Below are 23,196 nucleotides of genomic sequence, written 5' to 3' on the forward strand. Positions count from 1 at the left end.
TTACTACGTTCCGGAGTCTCAGTGACCGCCGCTGCCCTCGGGCGCCGGGCCGGACTTCTCGTTCTCCACGCGCTCGACCGCGGCCGCGTCGACCGGGACCGACACCTGCACGGTGCCCGCGTCCTTGAAGTTGAAGGTGACGTTGTAGGTCAGGCCGGGGGTGATGTCCTCGGTCAGGCCGGTGATCTCGATCGTGCCGGGCTGGGCGGCCGGGTCGATGGACGGCTTGTCGCCCTCGGGCTCACCGGCGGTGGTCGGCGCGGCCGAGGTGGTGGGCGCGGCGGTGGTGGGGGTGGCGTGGTGGTCGTCCTCGGCCGCCGGGGCGCCGGGGGCGTTGACCGGGCCGATGACCACGGTCTGCTGCGGCGCGAGCACCAGCTTGGCGTCGCTGGCCGGGCCGGTCAGCTTGACCTGGCCCAGGTCGGTGCTGACGCTGGTCAGCTCGTCGGTGACGGTCTCGCTGCCGTTGATGATCGACAGCGACAGCACGGCCTTGCCGCCCTTGTCGTGCTCGGCGTCGGCCTCGGGGTACACGATGTGCACATTGCGCAGCGAGATCGCGCCCACCTCGGCGTGGTTGCCGTTGATGGCGGCGGCCTGCGACGAGGTCTGGGTGATCTGGCCGGCACTGCAGCCGCTCAGGGCGATGCCCGCGGCGGCGGCGAGGGCGGCAACCGTCGCCATGCGACGTCGCGCCGACGGGGCGGTCACAGCTTTCAGGGCAGTCACGGTTAGTCCTCCATGTCGACCGGGCTCACTCCGTCCCGATGAGGGGAGCGGAGGGTAGTAACTAGGCAGCGTAGTAGTTGGCTTCGCGCGTGTGGCGTCCGGGCTCGCGACGCGCGGGCGCGGAAGTAACAGTTCGGTGTCCGGGGCGGGGTTGCCGGATCGATGCCCGGTGCTCGCGGCGCGGATATCGCTCGCTGTGCTGGTGGTTAACCCGTTCTGGCACAACGCAATGCACACCGAATCTTTCTTGTCAACCCCTCGGATGGCCTCGTTGTGGCCCTGACCTGCACAGTTGATCGCGCCGTTATCGAGTCGCATGTTAAACTGTGAACATCGAAAGGGGCACGGGACACATGATTTTTAAGGTCGGAGACACCGTCGTTTACCCCCACCACGGAGCGGCGCTGATCGAAGCAATCGAGACCCGCACCATCAAGGGTGTGCAGAAAGAGTATCTGGTCCTGAAGGTTGCGCAAGGCGACCTGACCGTTCGGGTTCCCGCGGAGAACGCCGAATACGTCGGCGTCCGTGACGTCGTCGGCCAGGAGGGTCTCGACCGCGTCTTCCAGGTGCTGCGCGCGCCACACACGGAGGAGCCGACCAACTGGTCCCGCCGGTACAAGGCCAACCTCGAGAAGCTCGCCTCCGGCGATGTGAACAAGGTGGCCGAGGTCGTGCGTGACCTGTGGCGTCGTGAGCAGGATCGCGGCCTGTCCGCCGGTGAGAAGCGGATGCTGGCCAAGGCTCGCCAGATCCTCGTCGGTGAGCTCGCGCTCGCCGAGGGCACCGACGACGGCAAGGCCGAATCGCTGCTCGACGAGGTCCTCGCCGCGGCTTCCTAGAAGTGCGACCTGTCGTAGCACTGGTCCCTGCCGCCGGTCGTGGCGTGCGCCTGGGTGAGTCCACCCCGAAGGCGTTCGTCGCGGTCGGCGGCATACCTATGGTCCGGCTGGCGGTCGACGGGCTGATCGCGTCCGGTGCGGTGCACCGGGTGGTCGTCGTCGTACCCACCGAGCTGGTCGATGCCGCGTCCGCTCTGCTGTCCACCACCTCACTGACCGGCGGTTCGATGCCCCCTGTGCCGGTGCAGGTCGTCGTTGGCGGCGCCGAGCGCACGGATTCGGTGCGCGCCGGGATCGCGGCCGCGCCCGACGCGGCGTGCTACCTCGTGCACGACGCCGCTCGCGCGCTCACCCCGCCGGAACTCATCGCCCGGGTGACCGCCGAGCTGCACGCGGGCGCGCAGGCCGTCGTCCCGGCGCTGCCGGTCGTCGACACCGTGAAATCCGTCGACGACCAGGGCGTCGTCACCGGCACCCCCGAGCGCGCCCACCTGCGCGCCATCCAGACCCCCCAGGGCTTCGACGCCGAACTGCTGCGCCGCGCCTACGCCACCGAGGTCGGCGCCACCGATGACGCGGGCCTGGTCGAACGCCTCGGCGTCGCCGTGCGCACCGTCGCGGGCGATCCCCTCGCCTTCAAGATCACCACCCCGCTGGACCTGCGCCTGGCCGACGCGCTGCGCGCCGACCAAGCCGCGGACGCGCGGCACCGCGCGGATTCGGCCCACGCCGTCCACACCTCGTCCTCGGCCGACCGAGCCGTACCCACCCAGGATCGAGCGGCATCGCCCGCGGACACCCAGCAGGCGGTCGGCCGGTGAGAGTCGGTATCGGCAGTGACGTGCACCCCATCGAACCCGGTCGTCCCTGCTGGATGGCCGGTTTGCTCTTCCCGGACGCCGATGGCTGCGCGGGTCACTCCGACGGCGACGTCGCCGCCCACGCCCTGTGCGACGCGCTGCTCTCGGCCGCCGGTCTGGGCGATGTCGGCGCGGTCTTCGGTGTCGGCCGCCCGGAATGGGCCGGGGTCACCGGTGCCGCCATGCTCACCGAGGTCCGCAGGCTGCTGACCGAGGAGGGTTTCACGGTGGTCAACGCCGCCGTGCAGGTCATCGGGAATCGGCCCAAGATCGGCCCGCGCCGCGCCGAGGCGCAGAAAGTTCTCGGCGAATTACTCGACGCCCCCGTGTCGGTGTCCGGCACGACCACCGATGGATTAGGGCTGACCGGTCGTGGCGAGGGTGTCGCCGCGATCGCCACCTGTCTGTTGGCGGATATTCCGCGGCCCTGACGGCTGCCGGAACTCCGCCGCCCCGCTCGCCGCCCGACCCGTCCGGCGTGACCGCTCGCGATCGCCGCGAGCCACGAACCGGCCGGTCAATCGCACGCCCATCCCACCGACTAGGATCGAATGCCGTGACCTTGCGCCTTTTTGACACCGACACGCGGACCCTGCGGGAATTCACCCCGCTGGTCCCCGGCCGTGCCTCGGTGTATCTGTGTGGGGCCACCGTGCAGGGTCAGCCCCATATCGGGCATGTGCGCAGTGGCGTCGCCTTCGACGTGCTGCGCCGCTGGCTGCTCGCGCACGACTTCGACGTGTGGTTCATCCGCAATGTCACCGATATCGACGACAAGATCCTGAACAAGGCCGCCGAGGCGGGCAGGCCGTGGTGGGAATGGGCCGCCACCCACGAGCGCGCCTTCGACGCCGCCTACGCGGTGCTCGGCGTGCTGCCGCCCTCCGGCGAACCCCGCGCGACCGGCCACATCACCCAGATGGTCGGGCTGATGGAACGGCTGATCGAGCGCGGGCACGCCTACGCCGCCGACGGCGACGTCTACTTCGACGTACTGAGCTGGCCGAACTACGGCGAACTGTCCGGCCACAAACTCGACGACGTGCACCAGGGCGAGACCCCCACCCGCGGCAAGCGCGATCCCCGCGATTTCACGCTGTGGAAGTCGGCCAAGCCGGGCGAGCCGAGCTGGCCCTCGCCGTGGGGCCCTGGGCGCCCCGGCTGGCATCTGGAATGCTCCGCGATGGCCGAGTTCTATCTGGGTGGCGAATTCGATATCCATTGCGGTGGCATGGATTTGATTTTCCCGCACCACGAGAACGAGATCGCCCAGTCCAAGGCGGCCGGTGACGGATTCGCGCGTTACTGGCTGCACAACGGCTGGGTGACGATGGGCGGCGAGAAAATGTCGAAGTCGCTCGGCAATGTGCTCTCGGTGCCCAATGTGCTCAAGCGGGTGCGCCCCGTGGAATTGCGTTTCTATCTGGGCAGCGCGCATTACCGCTCGATGCTCGAATACTCCGACAAGGCCCTCGACGACGCCGTCGCCTCGTATCAGCGCATCGAGGCGTTCGTGCAGCGGGTGCTCGATCGCGCCGGTGAGGTTCCGGTCGGGAAATGGACCGACGGTTTCGCCGCCGCGCTCGACGACGATCTGGCGATTCCGAAGGCGCTGGCCGAGATCCACCACGTGGTGCACGAGGGCAACCGGGCGATGGAGTCCGGCGCGCTGGAGACCGCGGTCGAACTGGCCGGGCAGGTGCGCGCGATGCTGGGCATTCTCGGCGTCGACCCGCTGGACCCGCAGTGGTACACCCCCGCCGACAACTCGGCGGCCTTCGACGCGCTCGACGTGCTGGTCCGCTCCGAGCTGGACCGCCGGGCGAGCGCGCGGGCGGAGAAGAACTGGGCAGAAGCCGATGCCGCACGGGATCGGCTCGTCGCAGCGGGTATCGAGGTCACCGATACCCCGCAGGGGCCGGAATGGTCGCTGGGCGCATCGAGCGGGAAGGCGAACTGATGGCAGGCAATTCACAGCGACGCGGAGCGATCAGGAAGGGCGGCACCAAGAAGGGTGCCGTCGTCGGTTCCGGCGGCAAGCGCCGTCGCGGCCTGGAGGGCAGGGGCGCGACCCCGCCCGCCGAGGCGCGCACCAAGCATCCCGCCGCCAAGCGCGCGGCCGCGGCCGCCAAAGCCAAGGCGGCCCAGCAGAACCGGCCCACCGGCAAGTCCGGGGTGCCGCGCGCGGGCCGCAAGTCCGATGACGGTCCGGAGCTGGTGCTCGGCCGCAACCCGGTGCTCGAGTGCCTGCGCGCCGAGGTGCCCGCCACCGCGCTGTACGTGGCGGTCGGCACGGAGAACGACGACCGTCTCTCCGAGAGCGTGCAGCGCGCGGCCGATCTGGGGATCTCCATCCTCGAGGTGCCGCGTACCGATCTGGACCGGTTGAGCGCCAACGGCTTGCACCAGGGCGTTGCCCTGCAGGTGCCGCCCTACCGCTACGCCCACCCCGACGACCTGCTCGACCGGGTGAAGGTGTCCGGTGAGCCCGGCCTGCTGGTCGCCCTGGACAACATCTCCGACCCGCGCAACCTCGGCGCGGTGATCCGCTCGGTGGCCGCCTTCGGTGGCCAGGGTGTGGTCATCCCGCAGCGGCGCAGCGCCAGCGTGACGGCGGTGGCCTGGCGGACCAGTGCCGGTGCCGCGGCCCGGCTGCCCGTCGCCCGGGCCACCAACCTGACCCGCACGCTCAAGGACTGGGCCGCCCAGGGCTTCCAGATCGTCGGCCTCGACGCCGGGGGCGACACGCCGCTCGACGAGTTCGACGGCAGCATGCCCACGGTGGTCGTCGTCGGCTCCGAGGGCAAGGGTCTGTCGCGGCTGGTGCGCGAGAACTGCGACTCCATCCTGAGCATCCCGATGGCCGGTCCGGTCGAGTCGCTCAACGCCTCGGTCGCGGCCGGTGTGGTGCTGGCCGACATCGCCCGGCAGCGCAGGAATATCTGAGCGGTGGCGCGCTCGAGTCGCGGCCCCGAGGGGCCGCCGGTCAGGCACCGCTGCTTGCTCCTTCGTCGCCTACGCAGCGGCACCTGACCGGCGACCCGGCCGCGACCCGCCGCTGCGCGGCGGATCCCTCCTCGGGGTCGGGATGTGCGGGCCGGGTTCGTGGTGTGTGCGCAGTAGAGCGTCAGCGGCCCTCCGACACAGTAGAATTCGATCCGTGGCCATTCCCCATCAGCCGATCGGCGAGACGGTCGAGCACCCGCAGGCGAACCTGATCCTCGTGCTCGGGCTGCTCAGCCCGTTCTGCTGCGGGATCTTCGGGCCGGTCGCGTGGGTGCTCGGCAAGCGGGCGCTCAATCAGATCGACGCGTCCTACGGCGCGCTCAGCGGCCGGTCCCAGGTGCTGATCGGGTTGATCACCGGCATCATCGGGACCATCTGCATGATCCTGTTCGCGCTGCTGTATCTGGCCGGTTCCTGCAACGGGAACTTCTAGTCAGTCCTCCAGGCCGGGGCGTTCGGCGTCGGCGTCCCAGGCGGGCCATTCGCCGCTGATGCTGCCGGTCCAGTGCGGTGCGCGGCGTTCCCGGAAGGCCGCCATCGCCTCGCCGCCGTCCACGCTCTTGGCGACGTGCGCGTTGAGCTCGGACTCGAGCTGGCCGACCACGGCCGGGGTCATGCCCTGGCTCTCCCAGATCAGCCGCTTGGACAGCGCCACCGGCAGCGGCGCGGGACCCTCGGCGATGTCGTGGGCCACCGACATGGCGGTGGGCAGCACCTCGCCCGCGGGCAGGCTGGCATTGGCCAGGCCCATCGACTTGGCCTCGTCGCCGTCGAAGGTGCGGCCGGTGAGCATGATGTCGGCGGCATTGGCCAGCCCGGCCAGGCGCGGCACGGTCCAGTGCGCGTAGCCGTCGGCCAGCACGCCGCGGCGCACCTGGCTCAGCCCGTAGACGGCGTCGCGGGCGAAATAGCGCAGGTCGCATTGCAGGGCCAGGGCCAGCCCGATCCCGACCGCGTGGCCGTTCACCGCGGCGATCACCGGCTTGCGGACCTGCCAGGGCGGCGGATCCAGGGTCGCGCTCACCTCGCCCGCCCGCGCGGACAGGTCGGCGCCCGCGCAGAAGGCCGGGGCGGTGCCGGTGATGACGACGGCGCGGATGGCGTCCTCGGTATCGCAGCGGCGCAGCGCGGCGCTCAGCTCGGCGGCCATCGTGGGGGTCACGGCGTTCTGCTGGGCGGGACGGTTGAGCGTGAGCACGGCGACGCCGCCTGCGACGTCGACGAGCAGTTCCGAACTCATGGGTCCGAATGGTACTAGCGCTCGCGCAGCAGGTGCCTGCCGATCGCGTACTTGTGCACTTCGGTCGGCCCGTCGTAGAGCCGGAACGCGCGCATGTCCCGGAACAGCATCTCCACCACGGTCTCGTCGCTGATGCCGATGCCACCGAGGATCTGCACGCAGCGATCGGTGACCTTGAACAGCTCCTCGGAGACGTAGGACTTGGCCATCGAGGACTCGTGCCTGGCCTGCTGGCCCTGGTCCATCAGCCAGCAGCTGTGCCAGATGGTCAACCGGCACTGGTGCAGGGCCACCTCGTTGTCGGCGAGCATGAACGACACGCCCTCGTGCTCGCCGATGGGCTTGCCGAAGGCGGTGCGAGTGCGCGCGTAGTCCAGCGCGATGCTCTGGGCGCGTTCGGCCGCGCCGAGCCAGCGCATGCAGTGGGTGAGCCGGGCCGGGGCCAGCCGCAGCTGGGCGTAGCGCAGGGCCTGGCCGGTGCGCCCGAGCACGGCCGAGGCGGGCAGGGTGAGGTTCTCGAACCGCACCACCGCGTGCCCGCCGACGTAGTTGCGGTCCATCGTGTTCATGATCCGCTCGATGACGATGCCCTCGGCGTCGCCGTCGGCGAGGAACAGCGTGGGGCCCGCGGGCAGGTGCGGGTTGTCGGCCAGCCGGGCCATGATGATCCAGGTCTTGGCGCCGTCGGCGCCGGTGATCAGCCATTTGCGGCCGTTGATCACGAAGTTCTCGCCGTCGAAGATCGCCTCGGTGCGCAACTGACCGGGGTCCGAGCCCGCGCCGTCGGGTTCGGTCATGGCGAAGACCGAGCGCTGCTCGCCGCGGATCACCGGCAGCAGGTACCGCTCGGCCTGCTCCGGATCGGCGACCTTGCCGAGCAGGAACATATTGCCCTCGTCGGGCGCGGCGCAGTTCATCGCCACCGGCCCCAGCGTCGACCAGCCCGCCGCTTCGTACACCACCGCCTGCTCCACATGACTCAACCCGAGCCCGCCGAACTCCACCGGGGCCTGCACGGTGAGCAGCCGTTCCTTGCGCGCCAGCGCGACCAGTTCGGCGCGCAGGTCGTCGTCCGGCCCGTGCTGGGTGAGCCGGGGGTCGCGCTCGAACGGCACGATCTGCTCGACCACGAACTCGCGCACACGGTCGCGCAGGGCACGGAGGTCCTCGGGCACTGTGAAGTCGATCATGACGGCATTCTGCCCGCCCGGCCGCCGCGTCGAGGCGGCTTTCGGCTCGGCCGGGAGGGTGCCGCCGGGGGTAATATTCGGGCGAGCGCGGGGCCAGGGGCGTTCGGGTGACGAAGGGGGAACCGGTGATCGGTGGGGAGGGGTCCGCGCACCCGCGCGCCGACGCCGGGTTCGCCGAGCTGTTCGCCGCCCGGATACCGGAGCTGATCGACCGCTACCGCGCGGGTCTGACGGAGATCGGCAGCCCGCTCACCGCCGCGGCCGCCTGGGAGCAGTGCGCGCTCCAGGCCCGCCGCATCTTCGACGACTGCCTCCGCAGCCTCACGCTCGGCGAGGTGACGGTCGGCCACATCACCGACGTGTACGACCTGGGTTCGGAGCGGGTCAGGCAGGGTGGTCATCCGGCGCATTCGGTGCGGGCGGGCAATATCCTCGCCGAGCTGGGCGTCGGCGTGCTCGCCGATTGCGCGCAGCGGGCCGGTGCGCCGCAGTCCGCGCTGGTCGCGGCGGTGCTGGCCTTGCAGCGCGGGATCGGCCTGCGGCTGGAATCGGGCTCGATCGGCTACGACGACTTCCTGCTCCAGCGCGTGCGGGAGGCGCACGAGCAGGGGCAGCGCAGGCTGGCGCGGGAGATCCACGATCACATCGGCAATTCGGCCGGGCTCGCGCTGCGCCAGCTCGAGCTCTACGAGGTGGAATGCGAACGTGCGGGGGCGGGGCCCGGGGCGCGGCATGTGCGGCTGGCCAAGGCCGCCGTCGTCGAAACCCTCACGCGCAGCCGCGAACTCGCCGGGGAACTGCGCACGCCGAGTGTGTCCGGCTCGCTGGAGACCGCGCTGCGCGGGGTCGCCGCCGCGCTCGGCAGGACGGGCACGCCGCTGCGGATCCGGGTGCACGGCGACGACGGCTGGGTGCCCGCCGCGCTCACCGAGGAACTGTTCGTCATGGTGCGGGAGTGCTTGCGCAACAGCGTCGGTCACGCGGGCGCGGCCGAGGTCGAGGTGCACCTGCACTTCGCGCCGCACGAGGTGCACGCCGAGATCATCGACAACGGCACCGGATTCGACACCGCCGCCCCGAGCACCGGCAACGGCCTGCTGATCCTGCGGGAGCGCTGCGAACTGGTCGGCGGCACGGTCCATATCGACTCCGCGCCCGGCCGCGGCACCCACGTGACCCTGTGGATCCCGATCCCCCGGGAACCCCGATGAGTCCCATCCGCATCCTCGTCGCCGACGATCACACCCTGCTCCGCGAGGCCCTGTGCGAGCTGCTGGCCGCCGAACCCGATCTCGACGTGGTGGCCCAGGCGGGCACCGGTCCGGCCACCCTCGCCCTGGCCGCCGAACACCGCCCCGACGTCCTCCTGCTCGACCTCGAGATGCCCGGCAGCGACCCACCCGACACCGTGCGCCGCCTCCTGGCCCAGGACCCGGCCCTGCGCGTCATCGTGCTGAGCATGCACGACGGCGGACACCTGGTGCGGCAGCTGCTGTCCCTCGGTGTGCGCGGCTACCTCCACAAGGGCACCGGCAGGCACACCCTGACCGCCGCCATCCGTCAGTCCGTCGACGATCACGCCCCGGCCGTCACCCTCTCGGTCTCCCCGTCGAGCCTGCTCACCACCCCCGAGGACCCGCTCTCCACCCGGGAACACGAGATCCTCACCCTCGTCGCCGAGGCTCGCAACAATCGCCAGATCGCCACCGCCCTCGGCATCACCGAGGCGACGGTCAAACGCCACCTGCGCAATATCTTCGCCAAGCTGGAGGCGGTCTCGCGCCTGGACGCGGTCAATCGCGCGATCGAACTGTCCCTGCTCCCGGCCCGCGGGCGGGACCAGCGCTAGGCGGTCGCGCGGGCGGTGGGACGGGCCGCGGCGGCGCGGTCGCGGTGGCCGATCACCCGGCAGACGAGGTAGATCGTGAACGAGATCGCGGTGACGAACGTGGAGACGGGGACGCCGGGGGCCAGCGAGAGCAGCAGGCCGCCCACGGCGGAGACCTCGGCGAAGACCACGGCCAGGATGGTGGCGCGGACGGGGCTGGAGGTGACCTGGGCGGCGGCCGCGGCGGGGGTGATGAGCAGGGCCAGCACCAGCAGGGCGCCGACGATCTGGACGCCGAAGGCGGCGGTGATGCCGAGCAGCACGGCGAAGATCACCGACAGCGCGCGCACCGGGACACCGCGGGCGATGGCCACCTCGGGGTCGGCGCTGGCGAACAGCAGCGGCCGGTAGACCATCGCGAGCACGGCCAGCACGGCCGCGGTGCAGGTGAGCAGCAGGGCGAGGCCGTCGTAGCCGACGCTGGCGACCTGGCCGGTGAGCAGGGAGAACTTCGAGCCCGCGCGGTCGGGTGCCAGCCACAGGAACAGCACCGACAGGCCGAGCCCGAAGGAGAGCACCACCGCGATCACCGAGTCACGTTCCCGCGCCCGGGAACCCAGCCAGCCGAACAGCACGGCCGCCACCACCGAGCCCGCGATGGCGCCGATCCCGACGCCGACCCCGACCAGCAGGGCGGCCGACGCGCCGGTCAGCGAGAGCTCGCTGGTGCCGTGCACCGCGAACGACATCTGCCGGGCGACGATCAGCGGCCCGATCAGCCCGGCCAGCAAGCCGAGCAGCGCCGAGGCCAGCAGCGCCTGCTGGACGAAGTCGTAGCTCAGCAGATCGGCGGTGGTGCCGAAGTCGAACATCTGCTGGAACACCTTGGTGAGCTTGTCCATCAGGCGGTCCCGCCCAGCGCGTCCATATCGTCGCCGGTGCCGACGACCACCAGCCGGTCGCGCACCCGCAGCACCTCGACCTCGGTCCGGTAGAGCTCCGAGAGCGTGGCCGAGGTCATCACCTCGGCGGGCGTGCCGATCCGGAACTCGCCGTCGACCAGGTACAGCACCCGGTCCACCAGCGGCAGGATCGGATTGATCTCGTGGGTCACGAACAGCACCGCGGTGTCGTGTTCGCGCCTGCGCTTGTCGACCAGTTCGGCGACCAGGCGCTGATTGGCCAGGTCCAGGCTCAGCAGCGGCTCGTCGCACAGCAGCACCGACGGGTCACCGACCAGCGCCTGAGCCACCCGCAGCCGCTGCTGCTCGCCCCCGGACATGCTCTCCAGCGGCGCGTGCGCGTACGCCTGCGCACCCACCGCGGCCACGGCCTCGGCCACCTTGCGCGCCCGCTCGCGGCGGGTCAGCCAGCCCAGTCCCCACCGGTGCCCGTCGACGCCGAGCCCGACCAGATCCACCCCGCGCAACTGCACCCCGGCGTCGATGGTCTTCTGCTGCGGCACGTAACCGATGCCCGGATTGCCGAGCCCGGCCTGCCGACCGGCGACCTGCGCCTCACCGGAACTCAGCCCGAGACTGCCCAGCAGCACCCGCAGCAGTGAGGTCTTACCCGACCCGTTGGGCCCGAGCACCGCGATGAACTCGCCGGGGGCGACGGTGAGATCGAGGTCGCGCCACAACGTCCGCTCGCCGAAGGACAGCGTCGCGCCGCGCAGGCGGATGGCCGCCGCGGTGGGGACGTCCGGTGCCACGGCGGTCTCGGACAGGGCTGCTCCCTCGGTCATCGGCGCACTCCTCAGCGCAGGGCCGCGGCGAGAGCCTTGGCGTTGGCGGTCTGCCACTGGACGTAGTCGACGCCCTCGGGCAGGGTCTCGGTCACCTCGACCACCGGGATGCCCGCGGCCTGGGCGGTCGCGCGCAGGTCCTGGGTGATCTTGTCCTGGGTCTGCACGTTGTAGATCAGCGCCTTGACCTGCTTGCCGCTGATCAGATCGCGGGTAGCGGCCACGGCGGCGGGCGCCGGGTCGGTCTCCTGCTCGATCGCTTCCTGGAACTCGTGCGGGGTCTTGTCCTGCGCGGTCGCGGCCAGCAGCAGGTAGTGCGCGAGCGGCTCGGACTGCGCGACCGGCGCGTTCGGGTGCTGGGTGGCGATGGTGCCGGTGATGGTGCTGACGCCGATCAGCTGGTTCTTGAAGGTGGTGGCGCGCTCGGTGTACCCGGCGGCGTTGGTGGCGTCGATCTCGCCGAGCTGGCTGGCGATCCGGTCGGCGACGGCGGCGACGGTGGACACGTCGTACCAGACGTGCTCGTTGTCGTCGTTCTTGTCCGGGCGCTCGGCGAAGGCCTCGACGGTGCGCTTGTCCCTGCCGGCGATGGCCTTCTCGATGAACTCGTCGTAGTGCCCGCCGTTGAACACGACCAGATCCGCGTCGCTGATCTTGGCGGTGTCGGTGGCCGAGGTCTCGAACGAGTGCGGGTCGGCGGCGGGATCGCTGATGATCGAGGTGACCTCGACCTCGGGCCCGGCGACGGCGCTCGCGATGGAACCCCACACATTGGTGGAGGCCACGATCGAGACGGTGCCGTCGTCCTCGGCACCGGAGCCGCACGCGGTGAGCACGACCGCGGCCACGACTCCCGCCGTGAGACCGGCACTCATGCGGGCGAATCGACTCTTCACGCGGTACTCCTGGCCGTGCTCATATCAGAGCACGGGGGAATTGTGCCCTAGATCATAATGGAAATCGTTACCGTTTTACTTTAGCAGCAACGAGTGCCAGGTACGACACGACAGTTCGGGCCTTGCAGGCTGTGCCACGCGGTGACACCACGTGGCACAGCCTGCCGCCGGTTATACGAGCACGTCGGCGGGCTGGCTGAGCAGCTGGGCGCAGCGCAGCAGGCCGAGGTGGCTGTAGGCCTGGGGGTGGTTGCCCAGGGAGCGTTCCTGGACGGGGTCGTACTCCTCGCTGAGCAGGCCGGTCGGGCCCGCGGCCGCCACGAGCTGGGCGAACAGGGCCTCGGCGTCCGAGCGCCTGCCGATCAGCAGGTAGGCCTCCACCAGCCAGGCGGCGCACAGGTGGAACCCGCCCTCGCCGCCGGGCAGGCCGTCGTCGTGGTGGTAGCGGTACACCGTGGCGCCGCTGCGCAGTTCGGCCTCGGTGGCCACCACGGTGGCCGCGAAGCGCGGGTCGGCCGGGTCGATCAGGCCGCTCAGGCCGATGTGCAGGGTGGCGGCGTCGAGGTCGGTGCCGTCGTAGGCGGCGGTGTAGGACTGCACCTGCTCGTTCCAGCCCTTGGCCTTCACCTCCTCGGCGATGACCTCGCGCAGCTCCGCCCACTCCGGATCGGGGCGGCGGTCGAAGCGCTCGGCCAGGGTGAGCGCGCGGTCGATGGTCAGCCAGCCCATCACCTTGGAGTACACGTGGTGGCGCGGGTTGCCGCGGATCTCCCAGATGCCGTGGTCGGGCTCGGTCCAGCGCCGCTGCACCGCCGAGACCATGGCGTGCACCAGCTCCCAGTCGGCATCGGGCAGCGCCTTGGCCGGGTCGGTCGCGCCCTGGCGCTCCCGCTCGTGTGCCATGGCGGTGATCAGGTCGACGATCGGTCCGAACACATCGAGCTGCACCTGCATATTGGCCGCGTTGCCGACGCGCACCGGCCGTGATCCCGCGTACCCGGGCAGCAGATCGATGACGGCTTCCGGCGGCAGTGTCTCGCCATAGATCGTGTACAGCGGGTGCAGGCGCTCGGGTCCGGGCAGGGTGGCCAGCACCTTGTGCACCCAGTCGAGGAATTCCTCGGCCTCGGTGAGCGAGCCCAGGGTGACCAGGGCCTGCGCGGTCAGCGACGCGTCGCGCAGCCAGCAGTAGCGGTAGTCCCAGTTGCGCACGCCGCCGATGTCCTCGGGCAGCGAGGTGGTGGCGGCGGCCAGGATGGACCCGGACGGCCGGTGCACGAGTCCGCGCAGCGTCAGCGCCGAGCGCTTCATCAGATCCGGCTTGAGCGGTGGCAGCTGCAATCCCGCCGCCCACTGCGACCAGTACTGCTCGGCGAGCTGACGACGCTGCGGTTCCGGCGTCATCGAGGGCGCCAGATCGGCGGTACCGCAGCGCAATTCGAGCACCACCGGCGCCTGCGCGGGATCGACCACCGCGCGCGCGGTCTCGGAGACGCCGTCGGAGACGATCTCCCACTGAACCCCGTTGGAGCGCAACACCATCGGATCGTTGGTGCCGCTCACTCGCAGCCCGCCCGGCACCGCCTCGATGCGCACCGAGACCTGGCCGAACTCCGGGCGCGGCGCGAAGGTCACCACGGCCTTGGCGTCACCGGTGATGACGCGGGTCAGATCGGTGCGGTCGGGGGCCACGTCGTGGGGCAGGTAGTCCACCACCTGCAAACTGGCCCAGCGGGTTTCGACGGTCATGGTGCCGTCGACGTAGCGCTGCGAGAGCGGCAGCCCCGCGCGCTCGGGCGCCACGGTGAAATGCCCGGCCGCCGCGCCACCGAGCAGATGGGCGAACACCGCCGCCGAATCCGGCTCGGGGTGACAGAACCAGGTGACGGTGGCGTCGGGGGTCAGCAGCGCGACCGAGCGCGGGCTGGCCAGCATGGTCAGCCGCTCGATGCGCGGGGCGCTGGCCCCGGCCAGCCAGGTGCGGCGCTCCTCGACGAGGAAGGCCAGCGCGCGCGCCACGTCCTCGGTGGAGTCCACCCGCAGCTTGGCCAGGCTCTCGCCCTCGCCCACCTTGATGCCCACATCCGGACCGGACAGTACCCGGAAGGCCTTCTCGTCGGTGACGTCGTCGCCGAAGAACACTGCCGCCGAGGCGCTTTCCTGATGCCGGATGGTGTCCAGCGCGGTGCCCTTGTCGGTCGGCACCACGGCGAGTTCGATCACCGCCTTGCCCTCGGTGACCTGCACGCCCACCCAGCAGGCGGGGCCCTGGCGAACCGAAGTCAGTGCGCGCCTGCCGATCTCGGGGCTGGCATTGCGCACGTGCAGGGCGGCGCTGGCGGGCTTGGTCTCCACGGTCACGCCGGGGTTCTCGGCGGCGATCTTGGCGAAGGCGGACTGGATCTCGGCCAGCAGCTGCCGGGCGTCGTTGTCGATGGCGTGCACGAAGCCCACGTCGAACTCCGAGCCGTGACTACCGATCAGCTGCACCTCGACGGGCAGGCGCGACAACGCCGCCAGATCGCGTAGCGCCCGGCCGGAGATCACGGCCGCGGTGGTATTGGCCAGCCCCGCCAGCGCGCGTAGCGCGCTCACCGATTCCCGATGGGGGAAGGCCTTCGCCGGGTCGGACACGATCGGGGCGATGGTCCCGTCGTAGTCCGAAGCAACCAGCAGCCGTGGCACGCGTGCGACCGACGCCAGTGCACGGCGGACATCCAAGGGCAGATCCTGTGCGCTCACGCATCCAACCTAATGATCGGGGGAGTTGATCAGGGGGCGCCGAAAACAATACTGGGTCAATTCTGGCGCACGGGCGGCGCGGCGGGTTGTGCGCGCGCGCTCGCGATCGCACCGCAAATCCCGGGTAGTCCGCGCGGATCGCGGGCCTGCTCCGGCGAGCTCAGCGCGGGCGCCGGGCGGTGGGGGAGGCTCGGCTACCCGGTAGATGCGCTGTTTTGCATATGCGGGGTCGGCTATGCATCTTCCTACTGGAAACGGCGACGCCCACCCCTGTCAACAGGGGTGGGCGATTTGTCACGATCTCGTCGCGTGTTTTGCCGGATTGTGGGGTTATCCGCGATCGCCCAGCAACAGGTCGACGGTGAGCTCGAGCCGTTCTGTGACATCGGTCGCCGAGGCCCGCCGGGTGAGCCAGGCCACCAGGTTCGACAGCCACACATCCGAGATCACGCGGGCGATGGCGAGCTGGCGGTCGTCGGGCTCGCCGTCGCTCATCGCGCGGGCGAAGACCCGGTCCATCACCTTGCCGACCCGGTCCACCTCGGCGGCGGCGGAGGCGTCGGCGAACATGAACGCGCGGGTCATGGCCTCGGTGAGCAGCGGGTCGCGCTGCATCATCCGGGTGATCTGGGTGAGCAGACCGTGCATGCGCTCGGACGGACCGTCCCCGGGTAGGGGCCTGCGCTTGCCCTCGAACTGCTCGAACTCCCTGGCCAGGGCGGAAACGAGGAGGTGGACCTTCGACGGGAAGTAGCGGTACAGGGTGCCGACGGCCACGTCGGCGCGCTCGGCCACCGCGCGCATCTGGACGGCGTCGTAGCCGCCCTTGGAGGCCAGCGCGAGGGTGGCGTCGAGGATGCGCTTGCGGCGTTCGCGCTGTGCGTTGGAACTCAGCTCGTCCTCGGACAGTGTCGTCACGGTGGGCGTGGGGGCGGGACTGTCCATCGTGGAAACCCTTTCGCTGAGTGCATTCTCGTCGTGGTGCCGCACGCCGCTGTGCGCCTGGAACATCGCCGAGTGTAGGTCTCTTGACTTATACCCGGCTCAGATATTAGAACATGTTCTAGGAGTGGGAACCACGCCGGAAGGGCGGATTTTCTTGTGACCATCGCCACCACTGACGAGCAAAAAGCCGCCGCGGAGTCGCTGCGGGGCTGGGCGAGTTCGCATCCGCCGATTGCAACAATGCGGGCCGGCGGGGCGGGCGCCTGGCGCGGCTACTGGCCCGCGCTGACCGAGTTCGGGCTGTTCGCGGTCGCGCTCGACGAGGACAATGGCGGTCTCGGCGGCACGGTCGCCGACCTGGCCGTGATGCTGGAGCAGACCGCCGCCGACCTGGTCGGCGGCCCGGTGCTGGCCACCGCGCTGGCCGGGCTGATCACCGGCGGCGCCGTCGCCGATGGCGCCCCGTGCGCGGTCGCGGTGCCCGCCGACGAGCAGGCCGCCAAGGCGTCCGGCACCGACGACGAGGGCTGGACCGTCACCGGCACCTGGGACTTCGTCTACGGCGCCGACACCGAGACCCAGATCCTGGTGCCCGCCAACACCGTCGACGGCACCCGCTGGCTGCTCATCGCCCCCGACGCGGTGACCGTCACGCCGCTGGCGCACGGCGACCACAGCGTGCCGCTGGCCCGGGTCACCGCCACCGAGGTGGCCGTCCCGGCCGCGCACGGCTTCGCGCCCGCGGCCGATGTCACCGACCTGTTCGTCACCCTCGCGGTGGCCGAGCTGGCCGGGATCGCGGGCTGGTGCCTGCGCACCGCGGTCGAATACGCCCGTGTCCGTGAGCAATTCGGCAAGCCGATCGGCAGCTTCCAGGCGATCAAGCACATCTGCGCCTGGATGCTGTGCCGCACCGAGCTGATCCGCGCCGTGGCCGCCGACGCCGCCGCCGCGGTCGACGAGGGCGGCGCCGAGCTGCCGATCGCCGCCGCGGTCGCCGCCGCGGCCGCCCTGGACGCCGCCGTCGACACCGCCAAGGACGCCATCCAGGTGCTCGGCGGCATCGGCTTCACCTGGGAGCACGACGCGCACTTCTACCTGCGCCGGGCCAGCGCCCTGCGTCAGCTGCTGGGCGGCTCGGCGCGCTGGCGCGCCCGCGTCACCGAGCTCACCCGCGCCGGTCAGCGCCGCACCACCGGCGCCGAGCGGGTGCTCGGCGCCGACACCGGTGACTCCGCGCTGGCCGCCGAGATCGCCGCCATCGCCGCGCTGGACCCGGCCGAGCAGCCGCGCGCGCTGGTCGAGGCGGGCATGGTGATGCCGCACTGGCCCGCCCCCTACGGCCGCGGCGCCGACCCGATGGCCTGCCTGCAGATCGCCGAGCAGCTGCGCCGCGCCGAGCTGGCGACCCCGGACCTGGCGGTCGCGGGCTGGGCCGTGCCCACCCTGCTGCGCTTCGGCAGCCCCGAGCAGATCGAACGCTTCGTCTGGCCGACCCTGCACGGCGAGGTCACCTGGTGTCAGCTGTTCAGCGAACCCGGCGCCGGTTCCGATCTCGCCGCCCTGCGGACCACCGCGGAGCGGGTCGAAGGCGGCTGGAAGCTGCGCGGTCAGAAGGTGTGGACCTCGCTGGGCTCGCTGGCCAACTGGGGCATCTGCCTGGCCCGCACCGACCCGAGCGCCGCCAAGCATCGCGGGATCAGCTACTTCCTTGTCGATATGCGCGCGGCCGGGGTGCAGGTGCGCCCGCTGGTGCAGATCACCGGCGAGGACCGGTTCAGCGAGGTCTTCCTCGACGACGTGTTCGTGCCCGACGAGTGCCTGGTCGGGGATCTGAACAACGGCTGGAAGATCGCGCGCACCACGCTGTCGGCCGAGCGGGTCGCCATGGGCGGCGGCGGGATCGGCGGCGCGCTGGAGGCGCTGCTTGACCGTTTCCCGGTCGGCGGTTGGGGAACAGAACTGCGTGAGGACCGTTTCGGTGCCCTGATCACCTCGTCGATCGCCGGTTCGTTGCTGGAGCAGCGGATCGCGGTGGCGGCGATGGCCGGTGTCGACGCGGGCGCGCAAGCCAGCGTCCGCAAGCTCGTCGGGGTCCGGCATCGGCAGGATCTGGCCGAGTACGCGCTCGAACTTTCCGGTGAGGAAGGTTCCCTGGACAGTGACGCTCTGAAAGAATTCTTGCTCACACGCTGTCTCTCGATCGCGGGCGGTACCGAGCAGATTCTGCTGACCGTGGCCGCCGAACGGATTCTCGGCCTGCCGCGCGATGCGGACAGTTAGCTCGATGAGGGAGGACGCCGTGGACTTCACCCGCGACGAAAGCGCCGACGCAGTAGCCGAGGTGGTCGTGAGCCTGCTCGAACGCGAGCAGGCGCGCGATATGGAATTGTGGCCCAGCCTGATCGACTCCGGCCTGCTCGCGGTCCCCGTGCCCGAGCGGTTCGGCGGCGACGGCATGGGCCTGCTGGAGGTGTCGGCGCTGCTCATGGAGCTGGCCACCGACGCAGTGGCGGTGCCCGCGCTGCCGACCTTCGGGTTCGGGGTGCTGCCGCTGGTCTCGCAGCTGTCCGGCGAGGTGGCCGAGCGCGTGCTCGCCGAGGTCGGCAAGGGCACGGTGCTCACCGCCGCGCTCAGCGAGGCGGGCGTGCCGTTCACCACCGCGCCCACCACCAAGGCGGTGCGCACCGGCGAGACGGTGCGGATCACCGGCCGCAAGGTCGGCGTGATCTACGCCGAACAGGCACGCTGGATCCTGGTACCCACCGATCTCGGTGTGGCCCTGGTGAATTCGGTCGCGCCGGGGCTCGAGATCATCCCGGTGGCCGGGTCCGCCGGTATCCCGGAGGCCACGCTGGTCCTCGACGAGGTCGAGATCCCGGCCGACCAGCTGCTGCCCGACGCCCTGCCCACCCTGCACCGCCACGCCCTGGCGAGCATCGGCGCGGTGGCCGACGGCCTGCTCAAGGGCGCGCTCACGCTCACCGCCGAGCACGTGCGCACCCGCGAGCAGTTCGGCAGGCCGCTGGCCGAGTTCCAGGCGGTGGCCCAGCAGATCGCCGATCTCTACGTGGTCTCGCGCACCCTGCACGTGGCCGCGGAATCGGCGTGCTGGGCACTGGCACAGGATGATTCGTCGCCGGAGGCCCAGCAGCGCATCGACGAGGACCTCGATGTGCTCGCCTACTGGGCGGCCGCGGAGGTCCCGCGCGCCATGCAGCAATGTCACCACCTGCACGGCGGTCTCGGCGTGGACATCACCCACCCGATGCACCGGTACTACTCACAGGCCAAAGACCTCGCCCGTCTGCTCGGCGGCGCGGGCCTGCGCCTCGACCTTCTGGGAGCAAGATGTTCATCGATCTGACCGCCGAACAGCGGCGGTTGCGCGAAGAATTGCGTTCCTATTTCGCCGATCTCGTCACCCCGGCCGAACATGCCGAGATGGCGATCAACCGGCACGGCGATGCCTACCGCGAGGTGGTGCGCCGGATGGGCCGCGACGGCTGGCTCGGTGTGGGCTGGCCGAAGGAATTCGGCGGCCAGGGTTTCGGCCCGATGGAACAGCAGATCTTCTTCAACGAGGCGGTGCGCGCGGATGTGCCGCTGCCGCTGGTCACCCTGCTGACCGTCGGCCCGACGCTGCAGAAGTACGGCACCGAGGAACAGAAGCGGAAGTTCCTGCCCGGAATCCTCGCCGGTGACATCCATTTCGCCATCGGCTACTCCGAGCCCGAGGCGGGCACGGACCTGGCCGCGCTGCGCACCACCGCGGTGCGCGACGGCGACGGCGACTGGATCGTCAACGGGCAGAAGATCTTCACCACCGGCGCGCACGAGGCCGACTATGTCTGGCTGGCCTGCCGCACCGGCACGGTCGAATCGCGCCATCGCGGTATCACGATCCTCATCGTCGACACCAAGGACCCGGGCTACTCCTGGACCCCGATCATCACCTGCGACGGCGCCCACCACACCAACGCCACCTACTTCGACGATGTGCGGGTCCCAGCGGACATGCTGGTCGGCGAGGAGAACCGCGGCTGGCGGCTGATCACCACCCAGCTCAATCACGAGCGGGTGAGCCTGGGCCCGTCGGGCAAGATCGAGCAGCTCTACGACCGGTTGAAGGACTGGTCGGCCGAGCACGATCTGCTCGGTGAGCCCGAGGTGCAGCGCGCACTGGGCCGGGTGCGAACCATGGTGCGGCTCAACGAATTGCTGAACTGGCAGGTCGCCGCCGCCGACCCGGCCGCCGCGCAGAACACCGTGATCGCCGACGCCTCGGCCACCAAGATCTTCTCCACCGAATCGCTGCAGGAGGCGGGCCGGATCGTCGAGGAGATCGTGGGCCGCTATGGCGATCCGGCCGAGCCGGGCACCGCCGAACTGCTGGGCTGGCTGGACCGGCGCACCAAGCAGAACCTCGTCGTCACCTTCGGCGGCGGCGTGAACGAGATCATGCGCGAACTGGTGGCCTCGGCTGGCCTGGAACTGCCGCGCGTTCCCCGATGAGCAAGGAGCCGCGCATGCCGGACAGCATCGCCCCCGAAGACCTCCCCGAAGCGCTGGCGAAACTCGCGGCGGCGGGCGAATCCGCGCCGCGCGCGGGCCGCGATCCGGTGAACCAGCCGATGATCAACAACTGGGTCGAGGCGATCGGCGACACCAACCCGATCTACGTCGACGAGGCCGCCGCCAAGGCCGCCGGGCACCCCGGCATCGTCGCCCCGCCCGCCATGGCGCAGGTGTGGACGATGAACGGCCTGCACGGCGTGCGCACCGCCGACGACCCGCTGGGTCTGGCCACTCAGCTGCTCGACGACGCCGGTTTCACCTCGGTGGTCGGCACCAACTGTGAGCAGACCTACCACCGCTACCTGCGCCCCGGCGAGGAGGTGACCGTCTCCAGCAGGCTCTCGGAGTTCAAGGGCCCCAAGCGGACCGGGCTCGGCGACGGCTGGTTCCTCACCTTCACCACCACCTGGTCGGTCGGTGACGAGGTGGTCACGGAGATGCTGTTCCGCATCCTGAAATTCGCGCCCGGTACGGCCGCGCCGACGACCGCGGATGCGGGTGCCATCGAGACCGCCCCGGCGGGCCGGGTCGGCCCGGTGATCTCGCGTGATACCGAATTCTTCTGGGCCGGTACCGAACTCGGCGAACTGCGTATCCAGCGCAGGCCGGACGGCACGCTCCAGCACCCCCCGGTGCCCGCACTCTGGCAGGACAAGGCCGAACCCACCGATTACGTCGTCGCCGCGGGCACCGGCACGGTGTTCAGCTTCGTGGTGCACCACGCGCCCAAGGTTCCGGGGCGCGAGCTGCCGTTCGTGGTCGCGCTGGTCGAACTCGACGAGGGCGTGCGCATGCTCGGCGAGCTGCGCGGGATCGACCCCGCCGAAGTGAGCATCGGGGCACCCGTGCGGGCGGCCTTCGAACGGCTGCCCGACGGCACGGTGCTGCCGTACTGGCGGGCGGCCGGATGAGCGCGGACGCCCCGCTACCCGCCTGCCACTGCTGTCCGGAAAGGACGCCACGATGACCTCCACCGTCGATCTCACCGCCCTAGCGGTGGGAACCACGCTGCCGGAGCTGGTGATCCACGCCGATCCCACCTTCGTGATCAGCACCGCCCTGGCCACCAGGGACTTCCAGGACGTGCACCACGACCGCGACAAGGCGGTCGAGCGCGGGTCCAGCGACATCTTCGTCAATATCCTCACCGACACCGGCCTGGTGCAGCGCTTCGTCACCGACTGGGCGGGACCGACCGCGTTGGTGAAGTCGATCGCGCTGCGGCTGGGTGTGCCGCTGTATTCCGGTGACACCCTGACGCTTTCGGGCTCGGTCACCGCGATCGACGGCGTGCGGGTCACCCTCGACGTGCGTGGCCGCGACAGTCTCGGCGAGCACATCACCGCCACCGCCGTCATCGACGTTCCCGAACTGGAGGCGAAATGAGCACCGCGCACGCCGCGCCGGGTCTGTCCGGCCGCGCCGCGATCGTCGGCATCGGCGCCACCGATTTCTCCAAGGACTCCGGCCGCAGTGAGCTGCGCCTGGCCGCCGAGGCGGTCAGCGCCGCGCTCGCCGACGCGGGGCTCGCCCCCGCCGATGTCGACGGCCTGACCACCTTCACCATGGACACCAACACCCAGGCCGCCGTGGCCAGGGCCGTCGGCATCCCGAGCCTGAAGTTCTTCAGCCACATCGGCTACGGCGGCGGCGCGGCCTGCGCCACCGTGCAGCAGGCGGCCATGGCGGTGGCCACCGGGGTGGCCGATGTGGTGGTGGCCTACCGCGCGTTCAACGAGCGCTCCGGCGCCCGGTTCGGGCAGTTCTCGCCCGCGCTGGCCGCCGCGCCCACGTCCTCGGGGATCGACGCGGGCTGGGCCTATCCGCAGGGGCTTGGCACCCCGGCCGCGCAGGTGGCGATGGTCGCGCGCCGGTACATGCACGTCACCGGGGCGACCAGCGCCGATTTCGGCACCGTGGCGGTGGCCGACCGCAAGCACGCCGCGGTGAACCCGAACGCCTTCTTCTACGGCAAGCCGATCACCCTGGAACAGCACCAGCAATCGCGCTGGATCGCCGAACCGCTGCACCTGCTGGACTGCTGCCAGGAGTCCGACGGCGGCGTGGCCATCGTGGTCACCAGCGCCGAACGGGCCAAGGACCTGCCGCAGCGTCCGGCGATCATCGCCGCCGCCGCGCAGGGCAGCGGCGCCGACCAGTACGTGATGACCAGCTACTACCGCGACGCCATGACCGGCCTGCCGGAGATGGGTCTGGTCGGTGACCAGCTGTGGGCCCAGAGCGGCCTGCGCGCCGCCGACATGCAGGCGGCCATCCTCTACGACCACTTCACCCCGTTCGTGCTCATGCAGCTCGAGGAGCTGGGTTTCTGTGGGCGGGGAGAGGCCAAGGACTTCATCGCCGACGGTGCCATCGAGGTCGGCGGGCGGCTGCCGCTCAACACCCACGGCGGCCAGCTCGGCGAGGCATACATCCACGGGATGAACGGCATCGCCGAGGCCGTGCGGCAGATCCGGGGCACCTCGGTCAACCAGGTGGACGCGCTCGAACGCATCCTCGTCACCGCGGGCACCGGCGTCCCCACCTCCGGCCTGGTGCTCACCGCCTAGGTGCGGGTTGTCGGGCGTCCGAC

General features: G+C 70.7%; 22 protein-coding genes. 14 read left to right on the top strand and 8 right to left on the bottom strand.

Features of this window, described 5'->3' with window-relative positions; genetic code table 11:
• Positions 1 to 18: 18 nt before the first annotated feature.
• Positions 19 to 729: a hypothetical protein gene (locus WA675_RS24750; RefSeq protein ID WP_336087576.1), complete on the bottom strand. Its 711-nt coding sequence runs from the start codon at positions 727 to 729 to the stop codon at positions 19 to 21.
• Between the two features lie 353 nt (positions 730 to 1,082).
• Here WA675_RS24750 and carD point away from each other — a divergent pair, with 353 nt between their 5' ends.
• The 6 genes from carD (at position 1,083) to WA675_RS24780 (ending at position 5,870) form a co-directional block, all read left to right on the top strand.
• A complete protein-coding gene (gene carD, locus WA675_RS24755) occupies positions 1,083 to 1,571 on the top strand; it encodes an RNA polymerase-binding transcription factor CarD (RefSeq protein ID WP_019044685.1) in 489 nt (162 codons plus the stop codon).
• A gap of 2 nt (positions 1,572 to 1,573) precedes the next feature.
• On the top strand, positions 1,574 to 2,392 hold the full coding sequence (gene ispD / locus WA675_RS24760; RefSeq protein WP_336087577.1) for a 2-C-methyl-D-erythritol 4-phosphate cytidylyltransferase: 819 nt from the start codon (positions 1,574 to 1,576) through the stop codon (positions 2,390 to 2,392).
• Positions 2,389 to 2,862, top strand: coding sequence for a 2-C-methyl-D-erythritol 2,4-cyclodiphosphate synthase (ispF, locus tag WA675_RS24765; RefSeq protein ID WP_336087579.1), 474 nt, complete (start codon positions 2,389 to 2,391; stop codon positions 2,860 to 2,862). The genes ispD and ispF overlap by 4 nt, the downstream gene beginning before the upstream one ends.
• A 125-nt stretch (positions 2,863 to 2,987) precedes the next feature.
• Positions 2,988 to 4,391, top strand: a complete 1,404-nt coding sequence (cysS, locus tag WA675_RS24770) for a cysteine--tRNA ligase (RefSeq protein ID WP_336087580.1) — start codon at positions 2,988 to 2,990, stop codon at positions 4,389 to 4,391.
• Entirely contained in the window at positions 4,391 to 5,377 is a 987-nt protein-coding gene (gene rlmB, locus WA675_RS24775; RefSeq protein ID WP_336087581.1) for a 23S rRNA (guanosine(2251)-2'-O)-methyltransferase RlmB, read from the top strand. Before cysS ends, rlmB begins: the two co-directional genes overlap by 1 nt.
• Positions 5,378 to 5,591: 214 nt before the next feature.
• The gene (locus tag WA675_RS24780) at positions 5,592 to 5,870 is read left to right on the top strand and encodes a DUF4190 domain-containing protein (RefSeq protein WP_336087582.1); all 279 of its coding nucleotides are present in this window, start codon (positions 5,592 to 5,594) and stop codon (positions 5,868 to 5,870) included.
• On the opposite strand, the gene WA675_RS24785 is transcribed toward WA675_RS24780, so the two are convergent.
• Both WA675_RS24785 and WA675_RS24790 read right to left on the bottom strand, forming a co-directional pair.
• Positions 5,871 to 6,677: an enoyl-CoA hydratase/isomerase family protein gene (locus WA675_RS24785; protein ID WP_336087583.1), complete on the bottom strand. Its 807-nt coding sequence runs from the start codon at positions 6,675 to 6,677 to the stop codon at positions 5,871 to 5,873.
• Between the two features lie 14 nt (positions 6,678 to 6,691).
• The gene (locus tag WA675_RS24790) at positions 6,692 to 7,867 is read right to left on the bottom strand and encodes an acyl-CoA dehydrogenase family protein (RefSeq protein WP_336087585.1); all 1,176 of its coding nucleotides are present in this window, start codon (positions 7,865 to 7,867) and stop codon (positions 6,692 to 6,694) included.
• 107 nt (positions 7,868 to 7,974) lie between these two features.
• On the opposite strand from WA675_RS24790, the gene WA675_RS24795 reads away from it, so the two are divergent.
• Positions 7,975 to 9,078, top strand: coding sequence for a sensor histidine kinase (locus tag WA675_RS24795; protein WP_336087586.1), 1,104 nt, complete (start codon positions 7,975 to 7,977; stop codon positions 9,076 to 9,078).
• Positions 9,075 to 9,716 carry a response regulator transcription factor gene (locus tag WA675_RS24800; protein ID WP_336087587.1) on the top strand — a complete coding sequence of 214 codons (642 nt, stop codon included), beginning with the start codon at positions 9,075 to 9,077 and terminating at the stop codon, positions 9,714 to 9,716. Before WA675_RS24795 ends, WA675_RS24800 begins: the two co-directional genes overlap by 4 nt.
• On the opposite strand, the gene WA675_RS24805 is transcribed toward WA675_RS24800, so the two are convergent.
• The 5 genes from WA675_RS24805 to kstR all read right to left on the bottom strand — a co-directional run bounded on the left by WA675_RS24805 (position 9,713) and on the right by kstR (position 16,025).
• Positions 9,713 to 10,597, bottom strand: coding sequence for a metal ABC transporter permease (locus WA675_RS24805; protein ID WP_336087588.1), 885 nt, complete (start codon positions 10,595 to 10,597; stop codon positions 9,713 to 9,715). The genes WA675_RS24800 and WA675_RS24805 overlap by 4 nt on opposite strands.
• Positions 10,597 to 11,442, bottom strand: a complete 846-nt coding sequence (locus WA675_RS24810; RefSeq protein WP_336087590.1) for a metal ABC transporter ATP-binding protein — start codon at positions 11,440 to 11,442, stop codon at positions 10,597 to 10,599. The genes WA675_RS24805 and WA675_RS24810 overlap by 1 nt, the downstream gene beginning before the upstream one ends.
• Before the next feature lie 11 nt (positions 11,443 to 11,453).
• On the bottom strand, positions 11,454 to 12,317 hold the full coding sequence (locus WA675_RS24815) for a metal ABC transporter solute-binding protein, Zn/Mn family (protein WP_336087591.1): 864 nt from the start codon (positions 12,315 to 12,317) through the stop codon (positions 11,454 to 11,456).
• 192 nt (positions 12,318 to 12,509) lie between these two features.
• Positions 12,510 to 15,080, bottom strand: coding sequence for a trehalose-phosphatase (gene otsB, locus WA675_RS24820; protein ID WP_336087592.1), 2,571 nt, complete (start codon positions 15,078 to 15,080; stop codon positions 12,510 to 12,512).
• Between the two features lie 330 nt (positions 15,081 to 15,410).
• Positions 15,411 to 16,025: a cholesterol catabolism transcriptional regulator KstR gene (gene kstR, locus WA675_RS24825; RefSeq protein ID WP_278260470.1), complete on the bottom strand. Its 615-nt coding sequence runs from the start codon at positions 16,023 to 16,025 to the stop codon at positions 15,411 to 15,413.
• 156 nt (positions 16,026 to 16,181) lie between these two features.
• On the opposite strand from kstR, the gene WA675_RS24830 reads away from it, so the two are divergent.
• The 6 genes from WA675_RS24830 to WA675_RS24855 are packed head-to-tail and all read left to right on the top strand — an operon-like array spanning position 16,182 to position 23,173.
• Positions 16,182 to 18,308, top strand: coding sequence for an acyl-CoA dehydrogenase (locus WA675_RS24830; RefSeq protein WP_336087594.1), 2,127 nt, complete (start codon positions 16,182 to 16,184; stop codon positions 18,306 to 18,308).
• A gap of 4 nt (positions 18,309 to 18,312) precedes the next feature.
• Complete coding sequence (locus WA675_RS24835; protein ID WP_336087595.1) at positions 18,313 to 19,392, top strand: acyl-CoA dehydrogenase family protein; 1,080 nt, start codon at positions 18,313 to 18,315, stop codon at positions 19,390 to 19,392.
• Positions 19,377 to 20,540: an acyl-CoA dehydrogenase family protein gene (locus tag WA675_RS24840; RefSeq protein ID WP_336087597.1), complete on the top strand. Its 1,164-nt coding sequence runs from the start codon at positions 19,377 to 19,379 to the stop codon at positions 20,538 to 20,540. Before WA675_RS24835 ends, WA675_RS24840 begins: the two co-directional genes overlap by 16 nt.
• Before the next feature lie 14 nt (positions 20,541 to 20,554).
• Complete coding sequence (locus tag WA675_RS24845; protein WP_336087599.1) at positions 20,555 to 21,514, top strand: bifunctional MaoC family dehydratase N-terminal/OB-fold nucleic acid binding domain-containing protein; 960 nt, start codon at positions 20,555 to 20,557, stop codon at positions 21,512 to 21,514.
• A 52-nt stretch (positions 21,515 to 21,566) separates the two neighbouring features.
• Positions 21,567 to 21,989, top strand: coding sequence for a MaoC family dehydratase (locus WA675_RS24850; RefSeq protein ID WP_336087600.1), 423 nt, complete (start codon positions 21,567 to 21,569; stop codon positions 21,987 to 21,989).
• On the top strand, positions 21,986 to 23,173 hold the full coding sequence (locus WA675_RS24855; RefSeq protein ID WP_336087602.1) for a lipid-transfer protein: 1,188 nt from the start codon (positions 21,986 to 21,988) through the stop codon (positions 23,171 to 23,173). Before WA675_RS24850 ends, WA675_RS24855 begins: the two co-directional genes overlap by 4 nt.
• The last annotated feature ends 23 nt before the right edge of the window (positions 23,174 to 23,196 follow it).

It is taken from the genome of Nocardia sp. SSK8 (assembly GCF_037034205.1).
Classification (GTDB): domain Bacteria; phylum Actinomycetota; class Actinomycetes; order Mycobacteriales; family Mycobacteriaceae; genus Nocardia.

Coding starts and splice junctions, on each gene's coding strand:
- rlmB (WP_336087581.1), top strand. CDS start 4,391: ATGGCAGGCAATTCACAGCGACGCGGAGCGATCAGGAAGGGCGGCACC.
- WA675_RS24800 (WP_336087587.1), top strand. CDS start 9,075: ATGAGTCCCATCCGCATCCTCGTCGCCGACGATCACACCCTGCTCCGC.
- carD (WP_019044685.1), top strand. CDS start 1,083: ATGATTTTTAAGGTCGGAGACACCGTCGTTTACCCCCACCACGGAGCG.
- WA675_RS24805 (WP_336087588.1), bottom strand. CDS start 10,597: ATGGACAAGCTCACCAAGGTGTTCCAGCAGATGTTCGACTTCGGCACC.
- WA675_RS24790 (WP_336087585.1), bottom strand. CDS start 7,867: ATGATCGACTTCACAGTGCCCGAGGACCTCCGTGCCCTGCGCGACCGT.
- WA675_RS24855 (WP_336087602.1), top strand. CDS start 21,986: ATGAGCACCGCGCACGCCGCGCCGGGTCTGTCCGGCCGCGCCGCGATC.
- WA675_RS24815 (WP_336087591.1), bottom strand. CDS start 12,317: ATGAGTGCCGGTCTCACGGCGGGAGTCGTGGCCGCGGTCGTGCTCACC.
- WA675_RS24850 (WP_336087600.1), top strand. CDS start 21,567: ATGACCTCCACCGTCGATCTCACCGCCCTAGCGGTGGGAACCACGCTG.
- WA675_RS24845 (WP_336087599.1), top strand. CDS start 20,555: ATGCCGGACAGCATCGCCCCCGAAGACCTCCCCGAAGCGCTGGCGAAA.
- WA675_RS24835 (WP_336087595.1), top strand. CDS start 18,313: ATGAGGGAGGACGCCGTGGACTTCACCCGCGACGAAAGCGCCGACGCA.
- WA675_RS24785 (WP_336087583.1), bottom strand. CDS start 6,677: ATGAGTTCGGAACTGCTCGTCGACGTCGCAGGCGGCGTCGCCGTGCTC.
- WA675_RS24810 (WP_336087590.1), bottom strand. CDS start 11,442: ATGACCGAGGGAGCAGCCCTGTCCGAGACCGCCGTGGCACCGGACGTC.
- WA675_RS24840 (WP_336087597.1), top strand. CDS start 19,377: ATGTTCATCGATCTGACCGCCGAACAGCGGCGGTTGCGCGAAGAATTG.
- kstR (WP_278260470.1), bottom strand. CDS start 16,025: ATGGACAGTCCCGCCCCCACGCCCACCGTGACGACACTGTCCGAGGAC.